This is a genomic window from Aeromonas sp. DNP9 (assembly GCF_001728955.1).
Classification (GTDB): Bacteria; Pseudomonadota; Gammaproteobacteria; order Enterobacterales; family Aeromonadaceae; genus Aeromonas; species Aeromonas veronii.
The window spans coordinates 96049-112396 of sequence record NZ_LYSQ01000012.1; the positions used below are offsets into that span (position 1 = coordinate 96049).

The 16348-nt window shown below is 56.1% G+C and carries 16 protein-coding genes; 15 read left to right on the top strand and 1 reads right to left on the bottom strand.

The features are described 5' to 3' along the window. Positions 1-45 precede the first annotated feature (45 nt). A complete protein-coding gene (locus tag A9G06_RS10045; RefSeq protein ID WP_069555136.1) occupies positions 46-2142 on the bottom strand; it encodes a TonB-dependent siderophore receptor in 2097 nt (698 codons plus the stop codon). A 396-nt stretch (positions 2143-2538) separates the two neighbouring features. Here A9G06_RS10045 and mioC point away from each other — a divergent pair, with 396 nt between their 5' ends. From mioC to glmU, 15 genes are all read left to right on the top strand, one after another. Then, positions 2539-2988: an FMN-binding protein MioC gene (mioC, locus tag A9G06_RS10050; protein ID WP_069555137.1), complete on the top strand. Its 450-nt coding sequence runs from the start codon at positions 2539-2541 to the stop codon at positions 2986-2988. Positions 2989-3496: 508 nt separating this feature from the next. Next, on the top strand, positions 3497-5386 hold the full coding sequence (mnmG, locus tag A9G06_RS10055; RefSeq protein ID WP_069555163.1) for a tRNA uridine-5-carboxymethylaminomethyl(34) synthesis enzyme MnmG: 1890 nt from the start codon (positions 3497-3499) through the stop codon (positions 5384-5386). A 21-nt stretch (positions 5387-5407) separates the two neighbouring features. After that, positions 5408-6034, top strand: coding sequence for a 16S rRNA (guanine(527)-N(7))-methyltransferase RsmG (gene rsmG / locus A9G06_RS10060; protein WP_041202839.1), 627 nt, complete (start codon positions 5408-5410; stop codon positions 6032-6034). Positions 6035-6060: 26 nt separating this feature from the next. Then, positions 6061-6864, top strand: a complete 804-nt coding sequence (locus A9G06_RS10065) for a ParA family protein (RefSeq protein ID WP_005357226.1) — start codon at positions 6061-6063, stop codon at positions 6862-6864. Continuing rightward, the gene (locus tag A9G06_RS10070) at positions 6861-7769 is read left to right on the top strand and encodes a ParB/RepB/Spo0J family partition protein (RefSeq protein WP_005342343.1); all 909 of its coding nucleotides are present in this window, start codon (positions 6861-6863) and stop codon (positions 7767-7769) included. Before A9G06_RS10065 ends, A9G06_RS10070 begins: the two co-directional genes overlap by 4 nt. 190 nt (positions 7770-7959) lie before the next feature. Next, complete coding sequence (locus A9G06_RS10075; protein WP_019445506.1) at positions 7960-8370, top strand: ATP synthase subunit I; 411 nt, start codon at positions 7960-7962, stop codon at positions 8368-8370. Between the two features lie 8 nt (positions 8371-8378). Further along, on the top strand, positions 8379-9161 hold the full coding sequence (gene atpB, locus A9G06_RS10080; protein ID WP_005342348.1) for a F0F1 ATP synthase subunit A: 783 nt from the start codon (positions 8379-8381) through the stop codon (positions 9159-9161). Between the two features lie 58 nt (positions 9162-9219). Then, the gene (gene atpE, locus A9G06_RS10085; RefSeq protein WP_005307205.1) at positions 9220-9462 is read left to right on the top strand and encodes a F0F1 ATP synthase subunit C; all 243 of its coding nucleotides are present in this window, start codon (positions 9220-9222) and stop codon (positions 9460-9462) included. Positions 9463-9516: 54 nt separating this feature from the next. Then, positions 9517-9987 (top strand): F0F1 ATP synthase subunit B, encoded by a 471-nt coding sequence (gene atpF, locus A9G06_RS10090; RefSeq protein WP_005339336.1) that lies wholly within the window; start codon positions 9517-9519, stop codon positions 9985-9987. Positions 9988-10000: 13 nt separating this feature from the next. Beyond that, positions 10001-10534 (top strand): F0F1 ATP synthase subunit delta, encoded by a 534-nt coding sequence (gene atpH, locus A9G06_RS10095; RefSeq protein WP_005339341.1) that lies wholly within the window; start codon positions 10001-10003, stop codon positions 10532-10534. Between the two features lie 15 nt (positions 10535-10549). Further along, on the top strand, positions 10550-12091 hold the full coding sequence (gene atpA, locus A9G06_RS10100; RefSeq protein ID WP_005339342.1) for a F0F1 ATP synthase subunit alpha: 1542 nt from the start codon (positions 10550-10552) through the stop codon (positions 12089-12091). A gap of 43 nt (positions 12092-12134) precedes the next feature. Next, positions 12135-13001, top strand: a complete 867-nt coding sequence (gene atpG, locus A9G06_RS10105; RefSeq protein WP_005339343.1) for a F0F1 ATP synthase subunit gamma — start codon at positions 12135-12137, stop codon at positions 12999-13001. Positions 13002-13034: 33 nt separating this feature from the next. Then, positions 13035-14423: a F0F1 ATP synthase subunit beta gene (gene atpD / locus A9G06_RS10110; protein WP_005339344.1), complete on the top strand. Its 1389-nt coding sequence runs from the start codon at positions 13035-13037 to the stop codon at positions 14421-14423. Positions 14424-14441: 18 nt separating this feature from the next. After that, positions 14442-14870 (top strand): F0F1 ATP synthase subunit epsilon, encoded by a 429-nt coding sequence (locus A9G06_RS10115; protein WP_005339345.1) that lies wholly within the window; start codon positions 14442-14444, stop codon positions 14868-14870. A 94-nt stretch (positions 14871-14964) separates the two neighbouring features. Further along, a complete protein-coding gene (gene glmU, locus A9G06_RS10120) occupies positions 14965-16332 on the top strand; it encodes a bifunctional UDP-N-acetylglucosamine diphosphorylase/glucosamine-1-phosphate N-acetyltransferase GlmU (protein WP_069555138.1) in 1368 nt (455 codons plus the stop codon). The last annotated feature ends 16 nt before the right edge of the window (positions 16333-16348 follow it).

Sequence of the window (16348 nt, forward strand, 5' to 3'; positions counted from 1 at the left end):
GCGGGTGAAAAGAAGGGCGGGAATCTGGTTCCCACCCGACTTCGATTACCAGCGGTAGTTGATGCTGCCCACTACGCTGCGCGGCTCGCCGTAGTAGCAGTAGTAGTCACAACTGGCCACGTAGGTTTCACCCAGTAGGTTGTTGACGTTGAGCTGGGCACGCCAGTTCTTGGCAAAGTCATACCCGATCATCGCATCCCAGACGGTATGGGCCGGCACCTCGGCAGAGCCGTAGATGGGGGTATAGTCCGCATTCACGGCGCCAATACCCACGCTGGAACCGATATAACGCACACCGGTACCCAGCTCCAGACCCGAAGCCACCCCTTGCTGCACCTTGTAGTTACCCCAGAAGGAGGCCTGGTGGCGCGGGATCAGGCTGGCACGGCGATCGCCACTGCCGGTGTCGTTGGTTTTGGCATCGGTGTAGGTATAAGCAGCGGTCAGACGCAGTGCATCGGTCACCTGCACACTCCCTTCCAGCTCAATCCCCTGAGAGGTCACTTCACCCGCCTGGGTCTGCTGGCCGGAACCGGTAGAGACCAGCGAGTTGGTCTGGGCCAGATCGAACAGCGCCAGATTGATGTAACCGTCGAGGAAGGCAGGCGCATACTTCACGCCGGTCTCGTAGAGCTTGCCCTTGAGCGGCTTGTAGGAGTTTCGGGTGTTAGGATCGATCCCCGGCAGCACCTCAAACGACTCGGCATAGGCAAAGTAGGGAGAGAGGCCGTTGTCAGCCAGATACATCAGGCTGCCCGAGAGGGATAGCTCGTGATCGTACTGGCGCTCGTCCTTGCTGGTATTGGTGTTGTGGGTCTCCACATAGTCGAAACGGCCACCGGCAGTCAGCAACCAGCGATCGTCCCAGCGGATCTGGTGCTGAGCATAGAGGCCGCTCTGGCCCTTGGTGCTCTTCTGGTGAGTAGCCGTCGACTCATCAAAACCGGGGAAGCCGCTGTAATCCGGGTTCATGGTATTGATGGTGCCCATACCGTAGTTGTCGGCCTCGACCCCTTCATTGACGTGACGCTGCAGATCTACCCCCAACAGCAAAGTCTGCTCGGTGCTGTCGGTGTTCCAGTAGCCCACCATCTGGTTATCCATGGTGGCACTCTTGGTATTGCCATCACGGTAAACCAGGCCACGACTGGCGGTTGTGCCTTCATAAGTCGGGAAGATATAGGTCTGGCGCAGCAGCAGATCGTTGTAGTTGAAGCGGACGTTCTGCTTGAACTCCCAAGTCTGGTTGAGCTGGTGGGCCAGCTCGTAACCGGTGGAGATCTGGGTATTGCGGTTGCGATCGTAATCCGGCTGGCTCAGGTTGGTGGAGGGATCAATCTGGCCACCTGACGTATTCAGGGTGCCATAGACCGGGAAGAAGCCGTTGGTCGGGACCCCTTCGTCGTGCAGGAAACTGGCCAGCAGGGTCAGGCTGGTACGATCCGAAAGATCGAAGGTAACGCTGGGCGCCAGATAGACGCGATCGTTGTAAGTACCGGTAAGCACACCATCACGCTCTTTATAAAGAGCAACCATGCGGTAGCGGCTGTTGTCGGAGAGCGAATCAGATACGTCCACCCCGACCTGACGATGATCCCGGCTGCCAAGCTGCAGATCCACCTGCCCTTGCGGCGTGGCGGTCGGTCGCTTGCTGATGGCATTGATCACCCCGCCCGGAGGCGCCTCACCGTAAAGGATCGAGGCTGGCCCCTTCAGCACTTCCACACTCTCCAGACCGAACGGTTCCGGCGTCCAGACGTAGTAGCCTGTGCCAAACAACCGGTTGCCATCCAGATAAGAAGCGGCATCGAAGCCACGCACCTTGAACCAGTCGGTGTTGTTGTCTGAGCCATAGAGGCCGGTCAATACGCCGGAACGGTAGCGAATCGCTTCATCCAGCTGCAACACGGCGTGCTGATCCAGCTCCTCGCGATTAACCACGGAGACGGCGCGAGGGGTCTCGGCCATCGGCACTTCCACCTTCATGGCCGTACCGGTCACCACCATGGTTTCGCTGGCTTTGGGCAGCTCAGCGGTGGTTTGTTCTGCCATCAGCGGCAGGGAGACGAGCAAACCGGAGAGCGAAAGCACGCCGAAGGCGCCCTTCTTGCCGGGTCCTGTAGTGTATTTTTGCGCAATCATATTAAAGTCTCGTTTATCAATGAGTTATGTTGTTTTAATTGTTATTTGTGGTCGTTTGTCACGACATCACCCTGTTCCATGGGCGAATAAAGCAGCGCAATCCTACTACAGGAGCCGTGATCGAATCGATTCAATAATTGCTAATCATTTGCATCTACATTGTTATCTGGCTGCATCGTTGGCAGGATTTTGCGGGAGATGGGACCCATCAGGAGAGCCATGAGCGGAGAAGAAAATGGAGAGGAATATAAAGAAGCAGAAAAAAGATCGGCAGGATGGATCCGGTGGCATTATCTGACTGGATCCATTATCCCCAAGCTTTATCCATATTTATCCACACCCTTTGGCGGTAGAATCCGGCTTTGCGTTTCTTTGTCTGAAATCAGGATCCATTCCATGGCCAAACTCAATCTCGTCGTCGGCTCCATGCTGGGCGCCGCCGAATATGTCGCAGACCACGTTGCCAACCTGCTGGAACAGGCTGGCCACCAGACCCGGATCCACAACCCGGCCAAGCTGGCAGAGTTGCTGGATGATGCGGGATCCATCCTGCTGGTGGTCACTTCCACCCATGGTGCCGGGGATGTGCCCGACAACCTGCAACCCTTCGCCAAGGATCTTGCCGAGCAGCATCCGGATCTTAATTCATTGAAATATGGAGTGATCGCCCTTGGTGACAGCAGTTATGACACCTTTTGCCAGGGTGGCAAGACGCTGGATCGACAGCTGGCCGAGTGCGGTGCCAGCCGGATCGGCGAGCGGCTCGACATCGATGTGACCCAACACGAGATCCCCGAAGATGCCGCAGAAGTGTGGATCCGCGACTGGATGACGCTGATCGCCTGATCAGCGTGCGGGAGATCCTGAAAAAAAGCTTGATCTCCCCACTTATCCCCAGATCGACTATCCACCATGTTATTAACAGATTGATCCGGGGGAGTTGTTCTACAAGGTTACCCACAACGCCCAGGGGTAATGTGCATAACTACGGTGTAAAGCTCTGCAAAACCTATAGTTATCCATGTATTAGATCCAGACTGACAAACCTCTGTGTATAAAAGTCCTGGTTATCCCCTCGTTCACCGGGCCAGGATCCAAGCTTTTCCACAAGCTAGGATCGCCCTTAAATTAATGATCTTTATGATCAAAAAGTGCTTATCAACAGAAAGGGCGGATCCTAATAAGAGATCCAGTAAAAGATCGATCTAAAGATCCTTAAGATCTAATTAGTGGATCCTCCCTTCATACTGAACGTTAAGTAGACGTTCCCCTCAGGACGCGAAACAGATAGAATGTTCCGCCCTTTAGCCCAGGCAAATAAAGATCTTCAGGCGTGCAGATCAAGGTGATCCCAATGCAATACCATGAACAATTTGATGTGATCGTCGTCGGTGGCGGTCATGCCGGAACCGAAGCAGCAACAGCGGCAGCCCGCATGGGCATGAACACCCTGTTGCTGACCCACAATATCGATACGCTGGGACACATGTCCTGTAATCCGGCGATCGGCGGGATCGGCAAGGGACACCTGGTCAGGGAAGTTGACGCACTCGGCGGGATCATGGCGCGTGCCATCGATCTTGGCGGGATCCAGTTCCGCACCCTCAACTCATCCAAGGGCCCGGCAGTGCGAGCCACTCGTGCCCAGGCGGATCGCCTGCTCTACAAGGCCGTCGTTCGCCAGATGCTGGAGAACTACCCGAACCTGAAGATCTTCCAGCAGGCTTGTGACGATCTGATCATGGACGGGGATCGTGTTGCCGGTGTAGTCACCCAGAGCGGGATCCGCATCAGCGGCAAGACAGTGGTGCTGACGGTTGGTACCTTCCTGAATGGTTTGATCCACATCGGGATGGAAAACTACAAGGGCGGTCGTGCCGGGGATCCTCCCTCGATCGCCCTCGCCCAGCGCCTGCGGGAACTGCCGCTGCGCATCGATCGCCTCAAGACGGGTACGCCGCCCCGCATCGATGCCCGCAGCGTCGATTTCTCCGTCATGCAGGAACAGCACGGCGACGATCCGCGCCCCGTCTTCTCGTTTATCGGCAATGCCAGCCAGCATCCCCGTCAGGTGCCCTGCTACGTCACCCACACCAACGAGCGTACCCACGAAGTGATCCGCAATAACCTGGATCGCAGCCCCATGTACGCCGGGGTGATCGAGGGGATCGGCCCGCGCTACTGCCCGTCGATCGAGGACAAGATCACCCGTTTCGCCGACAAGACGGCGCACCAGATCTTCGTCGAGCCGGAAGGCCTTACCACCCACGAACTCTATCCGAACGGGATCTCCACCAGCCTGCCGTTTGACGTTCAGGTGCAGATCATCCGTTCCGTGCGCGGCTTCGAGAACGCCCACATCACCCGTCCGGGCTATGCCATCGAATATGATTTCTTCGATCCGCGGGATCTCAAGGCCAACATGGAGAGCAAGTGCATTTCAAACCTGTTCTTCGCCGGCCAGATCAACGGGACGACCGGTTACGAAGAGGCGGCGGCACAAGGCTTGATGGCCGGTCTGAATGCGGCCTTGCGTGCTCAGGACAAGGATCCCTGGAACCCGCGTCGGGATCAGGCCTACATGGGCGTGATGATGGACGATCTCTCCACCCTGGGGACCCGCGAGCCTTACCGCATGTTCACCAGCCGTGCCGAATATCGCCTGCTGCTGCGGGAAGACAACGCCGATATCCGCCTGACCACCATTGGTCGCGAGCTGGGTCTGGTGGATGACGAGCGTTGGAGCAAGTTCAACGCCAAGATGGAGCAGGTAGAACTGGAGCGTCAGCGTATGCGCTCGACCTGGATCCACCCGCAGCATCCGTCACTGGAGGCGGTCAACGCCCTGGTCAATACCCCGCTGACGCGTGAGCAGAGCTTGGAAGAGCTGCTGCGCCGTCCGGAAGTGACCTACGATGCCCTGATGACCATCGACGGGATCGGCCCTGCCGTGGCGGATCCTGCCGCTGCCGAGCAGGTGGAAATCCAGATCAAGTACGCCGGTTACATCGATCGTCAGCAGGACGAAGTGGAGAAGCAGCTGCGCAACGAGAACACCCTGTTGCCGCTGGATCTCGACTATCACGATGTGAATGGCCTCTCCAACGAGGTGAAAGCCAAGCTCAACGATGCCAAGCCGCAGACCATCGGTCAGGCTTCCCGCATCTCCGGCATCACCCCGGCGGCCATCTCCATTCTGCTGGTGCATCTGAAAAAACACGGCCTGCTGCGTAAAACCGCCTGAGGATTCTTACCGTTGGAAAATATGCTGGAAAGATTGAACGGCCTGCTCATGCAGGCCGGAATTGTTATCACTGATACCCAAAAGAGCCAACTGGTGCAGCTGGTCGAGTTGCTGCACAAGTGGAACAAGGCTTACAATCTCACCTCGGTTCGTGATCCGGACGCCATGCTGGTCAAGCATATCCTCGACAGTCTGGTGGTAAGCCCCCACTTGCACGGGGAGCGCTTCATCGATGTGGGGACCGGTCCCGGCTTGCCTGGACTGCCGCTGGCCATCATCAACCCAGACAAGCAGTTCGTTCTGCTGGACAGTCTGGGCAAGCGGATCAACTTCATCCGTCAGGTGATCCAGGAGCTGGGTCTGACCAATGTGACGCCGGTCAAATCCCGGGTTGAAGAGTATCAACCCGAGGTGGGGTTTGATGGTGTACTGAGTCGGGCATTTGCCTCGCTGGAGGATATGCTGAGCTGGTGTCACCACCTGCCGTCAGAACAGGGCTGCTTCCTGGCGCTCAAGGGACAATATCCCGAGCAGGAGCTGGCCCAGTTGCCTGCCAATATCCGTCTGGTAGCCTGTCATGAGTTGCGGGTGCCGGAGCTGGAAGGCGAACGTCATCTGCTGGAATTCAAACATATCCAGCCCGAATAGGGTCGCAGTTTCATTTAGGGGATCGTGTGGGAAAAGTCATCGCCATAGCCAACCAGAAGGGTGGAGTGGGTAAAACCACCACCTGTGTGAATCTGGCCGCCTCCATGGCCGCCACCCGGCGCAAGGTGCTGGTGATCGATCTGGATCCGCAGGGCAATGCCACCATGGGCAGCGGTGTCGACAAGTATGACGTCGAGCGCACCGCCTATGAGCTGCTGATCGAGGATGCCCCCATCAGCGAAGTGATCATCCCCGAAACCACCGGGGGCTATCACCTGATTGCCGCCAACGCCGACGTGACCGCGGCCGAAATCCGTTTGATGGAATTTTTCGCCCGCGAAATCCGCCTGCGCAATGCGCTGGCCTCGGTGCGGGACAAATACGACTACGTCTTCATCGACTGCCCGCCCTCTCTCAACATGCTGACAGTGAACGCCATGGCCGCCGCCGACTCCGTGCTGGTGCCCATGCAGTGCGAATATTACGCGCTGGAGGGGCTCACCGCCCTGGTCGACACCATCAGCAAGCTGGCCGCTGTGGTCAATCCGGAGCTCAAGATCGAAGGGGTGCTGCGCACCATGTTCGATCACCGCAACCGGCTGGCCAATGATGTGTCCGATCAGCTAAAACAGCACTTTGGCGACAAAGTCTACCGCACCATCATTCCCCGCAACGTTAGACTGGCTGAGGCCCCGAGTTTCGGTGCCCCGGCCATGCACTATGACAAATCATCGGTGGGCGCCAAGGCCTACCTGGCACTGGCTGGCGAGATCCTGCGCCGCCAAGAGCAGGAACGTCAGGCGACCATCGCAGACCGAGAGAGCATATGACTCCGAAAAAACGTGGACTGGGCAAGGGGCTGGATGCCCTGCTCAGTACCAGCACGGCTGCCCGCCAGAAACAGGTGATGAGCGATCAACGTACTGAAGAGGCCATGGCCCCCACCAATCAGGGCGAGCTGCGCAAGCTGCCGGTGGAGTGGTTGCAGTCCGGCAAGTACCAGCCCCGCAAGGATATGTCCCAGGATGCACTGGAAGAGCTTGCCAACTCCATCCGCGCCCAGGGGGTTATCCAGCCCATCGTGGTACGCCCTCTCGGCGAACAATCCTTCGAAATCATCGCAGGTGAGCGGCGCTGGCGCGCGTCCCAGCTGGCGCGGCTTGAGGTGGTGCCCTGCATCGTCAAGGATGTACCCGACGAGGCTGCTGTCGCCATCGCGCTGATTGAGAATATTCAGCGGGAAGACCTCAATGCCATCGAAGAGGCGGTCGCTCTACAAAGACTGCTGACCGAATTCGAACTCACCCACCAGCAGGTGGCCGAGGCGGTGGGCAAGTCCCGCACCACGGTGACCAACCTGTTGCGTCTCAACCAGCTCAACGATGATGTGAAGCGTTTCGTCGAGCATGGCGACCTCGACATGGGCCATGCCCGTGCCCTGCTGGCCCTGAGCGGCCAGGCCCAGTCTGAACTGGCCAAGCTGGTTGCCCAGAAAGGACTGACCGTACGCGATACCGAGAAGCTGGTGCAAAAAGCGCTCGAACCGGCAAAAGCCAGGGTCGAACCGGCCCGTGATCCGCAGATCGGCTACCTGGAGCGCCAACTGGCAGAAAAAATTGGCAATCAGGTGCAACTTCAGCCTGGCAAGCGGGATAGCGGGAAGTTAGTAATAAGTTACGAGAATTTGTCCGATTTGGACCGTATATTGGGCTATTTTGGCGTGTCGGAATCGTGATTTTTACGCTTTTTGTAGTAATAAAACATCCATTCCTTTTGATATGACCATAACCCTGATTTGCCGCGGAAAGCCGCAAAAATTAAGGATTTTTGTCATATTGCAATAGCTGCCCTCAAGGGTATAATTTGACCGGCTTTAAGAGCTGTTAACATGGGGTCTTCGGATCCCGATTTTTTACAGTTCTGTAATGTTCAGGGGTAGGTTGGTGAAGCAGAAAATAGCCTTGGAAGGTTTGACACTGGCCTTGGTTATGCTCGTTTGTCAGCTCATCCTGATCCTGGCGATGAGTGCCGTCTGGTTTTACCTGACTGGTGCCAGCGCCGGTTATTCCGCTCTCTACGGAGGGGGGATGTACTGGGTTCCTCAAGCCTTGTTTACTGTCTGGGTGCTGCGCCGCAAGGTGACAACCGAGAGTGTGGGCCTGGTTTTGCGGGACTTTTATGGTGGGGCAGGGATTAAGCTCATTTCTACAACAGGTCTATTCGCCCTGATGTTTGGTGCGGGAGTCGAGGTCGTTACCGTCTCGTTTTTCGCCACTTATATCCTCGCCCTCGTTGTACAGTGGATGGTTTCATTCACGCTTAACAACCACTATTAGGAAAACTCATGTCTGCAACCGGAGAAGTCCTGACTCCTCAGGGATATATCTCCCACCACCTGACCCACCTTCAAGTCGGGTCCGGGTTCTGGACGGTCAATATCGACTCAATGGTATTTTCCGTCGTGCTAGGCGCCCTGTTTATCCTGCTGTTCCGCAAAGTAGCCGTTAACGCTACCAGCGGGGTGCCGGGTAAGCTGCAGTGCTTTGTGGAGATGCTGGTCGAGTTTGTGAATGGTAACGTCAAAGACATCTTTCACGGTCGCAACAAGGTCATCGCACCTTTGGGACTGACGGTGTTTGTGTGGATCTTCCTGATGAACCTGATGGATCTGATCCCCGTTGACTTTATCCCTCACGCTGCACAATTGATGGGTATTCCCTATCTGCGTGTGGTTCCCTCTGCTGACGTTAACATCACCATGTCCATGGCTTTGGGCGTGTTCTTCTTGATCCTGTATTACAGCATCAAGGTCAAGGGTATCGGCGGGTTTGTGAAGGAGCTGACGCTTCAGCCTTTCAACCACCCGGCGGCCATCCCGGTTAACCTCATCCTGGAAACTGTTACGCTGATTTCCAAACCTGTTTCTCTGGGTCTTCGACTGTTCGGCAACATGTATGCTGGCGAACTGATCTTTATCCTGATTGCGGGTTTGTTACCCTGGTGGTCACAGTGGATCCTGTCCGTGCCTTGGGCAATTTTCCACATCCTGATCATCACTTTGCAGGCATTCATTTTCATGGTTCTGACCATCGTCTATCTGTCGATGGCGCAGGAAGACCATGGTTGATGCAACTCAAATAATCCTTTTTATACAATCAATTACATCTAAATAACTGGAGATCCTCATGGAAAACTTGAACATGGACCTGCTGTACATCGCTGCTGCAATGATGATGGGTCTGGCTGCTATCGGCGCTTCCATCGGTATCGGTATCCTGGGTGGCAAGTTCCTGGAAGGTGCTGCTCGTCAACCGGATCTGATCCCTGTTCTGCGTACCCAGTTCTTCATCGTAATGGGTCTGGTGGATGCGATCCCGATGATCGCCGTTGGTCTGGGTCTGTACGTGATGTTTGCGGTTGCTGGCTAAGTCGTTACGACTCTCCAGGCATAACCCATTAACTAACTTAAGAGGACATCGGCTGTGAATATCAATGCCACCCTCCTCGGCCAAGCAATTGCTTTTTTCTTCTTCGTAGTGTTTTGCATGAAGTACGTATGGCCGCCGCTGATTGCAGCCATCGAAGCCCGTCAGAAAGCTATTGCTGACGGTCTCTCTTCTGCCGAACGTGCCAAGAAAGATCTGGATTTGGCCAAGGCCAACGCCACCGATCAGCTGAAAGAAGCCAAGCTGCAGGCTGCTGAAATCATTGAGCAGGCTAACAAACGTAAAGCCCAGATCATTGATGAAGCTGCCGCTGGTGCCCAGTCTGAGCGGGAAAAAATCCTGGCTCAGGGCCGTGCCGAGATCGAAGCTGAACGTCATCGTGCCAAAGAAGAACTGCGTAAGCAGGTTGCTGCTCTTGCCATTGCTGGTGCAGAGAAGATCCTGGCGCGTCAAATCGACCAGGCTGCCAACAGCGACATCGTCGACAAACTGGTAGCAGAACTGTAACGGGAACGGGGCTATGTCTGAACTGACTACAATCGCTCGCCCCTACGCCAAGGCTGCTTTCGAGTTTGCCGTTGAGCACAAGGCGGTTGACCAGTGGCTGGGTATGCTCGGTTTCGCTGCGCAAGTAGTAGAAAACGAGACCATGCACAACCTGGTAAACGGCTCTGTGGCCGCCGAAGAGCTGGCAACGCTGTTTGTCGGTGTCTGCGGTGAGCAACTCGACGTGCATGGCCAGAACCTGATCCGGGTGATGGCCGAGAATGGTCGCTTGGGTGTGCTGCCGGCGGTCGTTGCTGAATTTGTAGCGTTCAAAGCTGAACTGGATAAAGAGGTTCAGGCTGACGTGATTTCGGCGATCGAACTGACCGACCAGCAGAAAGCCAATATTCAGGCTTCTCTGGAACAACGTCTCGCGCGCAAAGTGAAGCTGAATTGCAGCATCGATGCGTCCTTGATGGCCGGGGTGCTCATCAAGGCCGGTGATCTGGTAATCGACGGCACAGTCCGCGGTAAGCTGGATCGCATGGCTGACGCGCTGCAATCTTGATTGGGGTATTAGAGCATGCAACTGAATTCCACTGAAATCGCCGAGCTGATCAAGCAGCGCATTGCGCAGTTTGATGTAAAGAGCGAAGCGCGTAACGAAGGTACTATCGTCTCTGTGAGCGACGGTATCATTCGTATTCACGGCCTGGCTGATGCCATGCAGGGTGAGATGATCGAGCTGCCGGGCAACCGCTACGCTCTGGCATTGAACCTGGAGCGTGACTCCGTCGGTGCGGTGATTATGGGTTCCTATGACGGTCTGTCAGAAGGAATGAAAGTAAAAGGTACTGGCCGTATTCTGGAAGTGCCGGTAGGTCGTGGTCTGTTGGGCCGGGTGTTGAACACCCTGGGTCAGCCGATCGACGGTAAAGGTCCGATCGACAACGACGGCTTCTCGCCGATCGAAGTGATCGCACCGGGCGTTATCGAGCGTAAGTCTGTTGACCAGCCGGTCCAGACCGGTCTGAAAGCCATCGATGCCATGATCCCAATCGGTCGTGGCCAGCGTGAGCTGATCATCGGTGACCGTCAGGTTGGTAAGACCGCCATCGCGATCGACACCATCATCAACCAGAAAGATTCCGGCATTAAGTGTGTCTACGTTGCGATTGGCCAGAAGGCCTCCACCATCGCCAACGTGGTGCGCAAGCTGGAAGAGCACGGCGCCCTGGCCAACACCATCGTGGTGGTTGCCTCTGCCTCCGAAGCGGCTGCTCTGCAATACCTGGCTCCGTATGCCGGTTGCTCCATGGGTGAGTACTTCCGTGACCGCGGTGAAGACGCGCTGATCATCTATGATGACCTGTCCAAACAGGCCGTAGCTTATCGCCAGATCTCCCTGCTGCTGCGCCGTCCGCCAGGACGTGAAGCCTACCCGGGTGACGTTTTCTATCTGCACTCCCGTCTGCTGGAGCGTGCTGCTCGCGTTAACGCCGAGTACGTAGAGAAGTTCACCAAGGGTGAAGTGAAAGGCAAAACCGGTTCTTTGACCGCCCTGCCGATCATCGAAACCCAGGCGGGTGACGTATCTGCGTTCGTTCCGACCAACGTGATCTCCATCACCGATGGTCAGATCTTCCTGACTTCACAGCTGTTCAACTCCGGTATTCGTCCGGCGGTTGACCCGGGTATCTCCGTATCCCGTGTAGGTGGTGCTGCTCAGACCAAGATCGTCAAGAAGCTGTCCGGTGGTATCCGTACCGCGCTGGCCCAGTATCGCGAACTGGCGGCATTCGCCCAGTTCTCTTCCGATCTGGACGAGGCGACTCGCAAGCAGCTGGATCACGGTGTGAAAGTGACCGAGCTGATGAAGCAGAAGCAGTACTCTCCGCTGAGCGTGGCTCACCAGTCTCTGGTGCTGTTCGCCGCCGAGAAAGGCTATCTCTCCGATGTCGAGCTGAACAAGATCGTCGACTTCGAAGCCGCTCTGCTCTCTTACGCCAATACCCAGCATGCCGAGCTGATGGCTGAAATCAATGCCAAAGCCGACTACAACGACGCGATCGTTGGCAAGCTGACTGCGTTGCTGGATAGCTTCAAAGCAACCCAGACCTGGTAAGCGTGTGTGGCAGCGTGAGCTGCCACTTGATGGAGAGTAAGAGATGGCCGGCGCAAAAGAGATACGTAACAAGATCGGGAGTGTGAAAAACACTCAGAAGATCACCGGCGCTATGGAAATGGTGGCAGCAAGCAAAATGCGCCGTGCGCAGGAACGCATGTCTGCCAGCCGTCCGTACGCTGAAACCATGCGCAAGGTGATCGGCCATATCGCTCAGGGGAACTTGGAATATAAGCACCCCTACCTCATCGAACGTGAGGTCAAGCGAGTGGGTTACATCGTCGTCTCCACCGACCGTGGCCTGTGTGGTGGTCTGAACATCAACCTGTTCAAGGCTGCCCTCAATGATATGAAGCAATGGAGCGCGAAAGGTGCCAAGGTTGACCTGGCACTGATCGGTAACAAGGCCTCCAACTTCTTTGAACGGCACGGCGCCAAGGTTAAAGCTCATGTCGCAGGACTGGGCGATAGTCCGAGCGTCAATGACCTGATTGGTTCAGTCAAGGTCATGCTGAAGGCTTACGACAACGGTGAGATTGACAAGCTGTATCTGGTGTACAACAAGTTCGTCAACACCATGGTGCAGCAACCACGGGTCGATCAACTGCTGCCTTTGCCCGTAACTGAAGACAGCAAGCTCGCCAAGAAACACCACTGGGATTACCTCTATGAGCCGGATCCCAAGAAGCTGCTGGATACCCTGCTGGTTCGCTATGTCGAATCTCAGGTTTACCAGGGTGTAGTGGAAAACTTGGCAAGTGAACAGGCAGCCCGAATGGTTGCCATGCAAGCCGCGACTGACAACGCCGGTAACCTGATTAACGATCTGCAACTGGTATACAACAAGGCCCGTCAGGCCAGTATTACCCAGGAGCTGACAGAGATCGTATCCGGTGCTGCTGCGGTGTAAGGCAAGGGTTATCAAAGGTTTAGAGGATTTGACATGAGTAACGGTTTCATCGTCCAAATCATCGGCGCTGTGGTGGACATCGAGTTCCCGCAGAATGCCGTGCCCCAGGTGTACGATGCACTGAAGGTCGTTAGCGAAGGTCAAGGCCAGGGTCTGGTGCTGGAAGTTCAGCAACAGATCGGTGGCGGCGTCGTTCGTTGCATCACCATGGGCTCCTCCGACGGTCTGCGTCGTGGGTTGGAAGTAGTGAATAGCGGTAAATCCATCCAGGTTCCGGTCGGTACTGCGACTCTGGGTCGGATCATGAACGTACTGGGCGAGCCAATCGACGAAAAAGGTCCGATCGGTGAAGAAGAGTGCTGGTCTATCCACCGCGCTGCCCCCAGCTACGAAGATCAGTCCAACAGCAACGATCTGCTGGAGACCGGCATCAAGGTTATCGACCTGGTATGCCCGTTCGCCAAGGGTGGTAAGGTTGGTCTGTTCGGTGGTGCCGGTGTAGGCAAAACCGTAAACATGATGGAGCTGATCCGTAACATCGCGATCGAGCACAGTGGTTACTCTGTGTTCGCCGGTGTAGGTGAGCGTACCCGTGAGGGTAACGACTTCTACCACGAGATGATGGAGTCCAACGTACTGGACAAAGTATCTCTGGTTTACGGTCAGATGAACGAGCCGCCCGGAAACCGTCTGCGCGTAGCGCTGACCGGCCTGACCATGGCCGAGAAGTTCCGTGACGAAGGTCGTGACGTGCTGTTCTTCGTGGACAACATCTACCGTTACACCCTGGCCGGTACTGAAGTATCTGCACTGCTGGGCCGTATGCCTTCCGCAGTAGGTTACCAGCCGACCCTGGCCGAGGAGATGGGTGTTCTGCAAGAACGTATCACCTCCACCAAGACCGGTTCCATCACCTCCGTACAGGCCGTTTACGTCCCTGCGGATGACTTGACTGACCCGTCTCCGGCGACCACCTTCGCCCACCTGGATGCGACCGTCGTACTGTCCCGTCAAATCGCGGCACTGGGTATCTACCCGGCCGTTGACCCGCTGGACTCTACCTCTCGTCAGCTGGATCCGCTGGTGGTTGGCAAAGAGCACTACGAGACCGCTCGTGGCGTTCAGACCGTACTGCAGCGCTACAAAGAGCTGAAGGACATCATCGCCATCCTGGGTATGGATGAACTGTCAGAAGAAGACAAACTGACCGTAGCCCGTGCCCGTAAGATCGAGCGTTTCCTGTCTCAGCCGTTCTTCGTAGCAGAAGTGTTTACCGGTTCTCCGGGTAAATACGTGCCGCTGAAAGAGACCATCCGTGGTTTCCAGGGCATCCTGAAAGGCGAGTATGACGATCTGCCCGAGCAGGCGTTCTACATGGTTGGCGGTATCGACGAAGTCGTCGAGAAATCCAAGAAACTGTAAGCCTCGACAGGAGGGCCCATGGCAGAGATGATCTCCTTTCACCTGGACGTGGTGAGCGCCGAAGGAAAACTGTTTTCCGGTCGCGTGCAATCCGCTCAGGTATCAGGCTCCGAAGGTGAGTTGGGTCTCCGCCACGGTCATGCTCCGTTGCTGACTGCCATCAAGCCGGGCCTGGTCCGCTTGGTGAAGCAGAACGGAACTGAAGAGGTGCTGTACATCTCCGGCGGTATGCTGGAGGTACAACCTGAATCCGTGACCGTGCTGGCGGACACTGCGATTCGTGCTGACGACTTGGATGAGGCGAAAGCCCAGGAAGCCAAGCGCGCAGCCGAAGAGCGGATCCACAGCTCCCATGGTGATATCGACTACGCCCAGGCTGCCACCGAGCTGGCCAAGGCGATGGCTCAACTGCGAGTCATCGATATCGTCAAAAAGAATTACCGCTAATAACGGTGATGTAAAAAGCGACCTTCGGGTCGCTTTTTTTTTACCCGTTGGATAGACTCCGCCGAGTATTTCCTCATGTTCCAAAGGTCAATTTATGTCCCTCAACGTCGTGATCCTGGCGGCGGGTAAAGGTACCCGCATGCGCTCTTCCCTGCCCAAGGTACTCCACCCGGTAGCCAACAAACCCATGGTTTCCCATGTGATCGATACCGCCCGTCAGGTCGGTGCCGAGCAGCTACATCTGGTTTATGGCCACGGTGCCGAGCTGCTGAAAGAGCGGATCGTGGCGGCCGATGTGAACTGGGTGCTGCAGGCACAACAGCTGGGGACTGGTCACGCCGTCGCCCAGGCCATCCCGTTCTGGAAGGATGAAGACGACGTGCTGGTGCTCTACGGCGATACCCCGCTGATCCAGCCAGAGACCCTGCAGCGACTGCTGGCTGCCAAGGCTGAAAACGGGATGGCACTGCTGACCGTGGTGCTCGACAACCCCACCGGCTATGGCCGCATCGTCCGTGAAAATGGTCAGGTGGTCGGCATCGTCGAGCAGAAGGATGCCAATGCCGAACAGCTGGCGATCCGTGAGGTGAATACCGGCGTGCTGGTGGCCAATGGGGGCCAGTTGCGTCAATGGTTGTCTCGTCTCGATAACAAAAATGCCCAGGGCGAGTTCTATCTGACCGATGTGATCGCCATGGCTCACGGCGATAATTGCCCGATTGCCGCCGTTCATCCAGAACGCGCCGCTGAAGTGGAAGGGGCTAATAATAGGGTTCAATTGGCCCAACTTGAGCGCAGCTATCAGCAGATGCAGGCTGAGAAATTGATGATTGCAGGTGCAACCATGATCGACCCCGCACGCTTTGATTTGCGTGGGGTTTTGGAAATTGGTGAAGAGGTCGTTATTGATGCAAACGTCATCATTGAGGGCAAGGTGACTCTCGGCAATCACGTTCGTATCGGCGCCGGTTGCGTACTTAAGGATTGTGTCATTGGCGACCACACCGAGGTGAAACCCTACTCGGTTATCGAGGGTGCACAGGTGGCAGATCAGTGCTCAGTGGGTCCGTTTACCCGCTTGCGTCCGGGGGCGGTTCTGGAGCAGGATGCGCACGTTGGCAACTTCGTCGAGATGAAGAAGGCCCGTCTTGGGGTTGGTTCCAAGTGCGGTCATCTGACCTATCTGGGTGATGCCGAGATCGGAGCCGGGGTGAATATCGGTGCCGGTACCATCACCTGCAACTACGATGGGGTCAACAAATTCCAGACCATCATCGAGGATGATGTATTCGTCGGTTCTGATACCCAACTAGTAGCGCCTGTTCGCATCGGCAAGGGGGCCACCCTGGGTGCCGGCTCTACTATTACCAAGGACGTGGGTGAAAATGAACTCGTGATAACCCGGGTGCCCCAGCGTCACATCAAAAACTGGGCTCGTCCGGTCAAGAAAACTGATAAGTGATATCAGTATGAAGGCG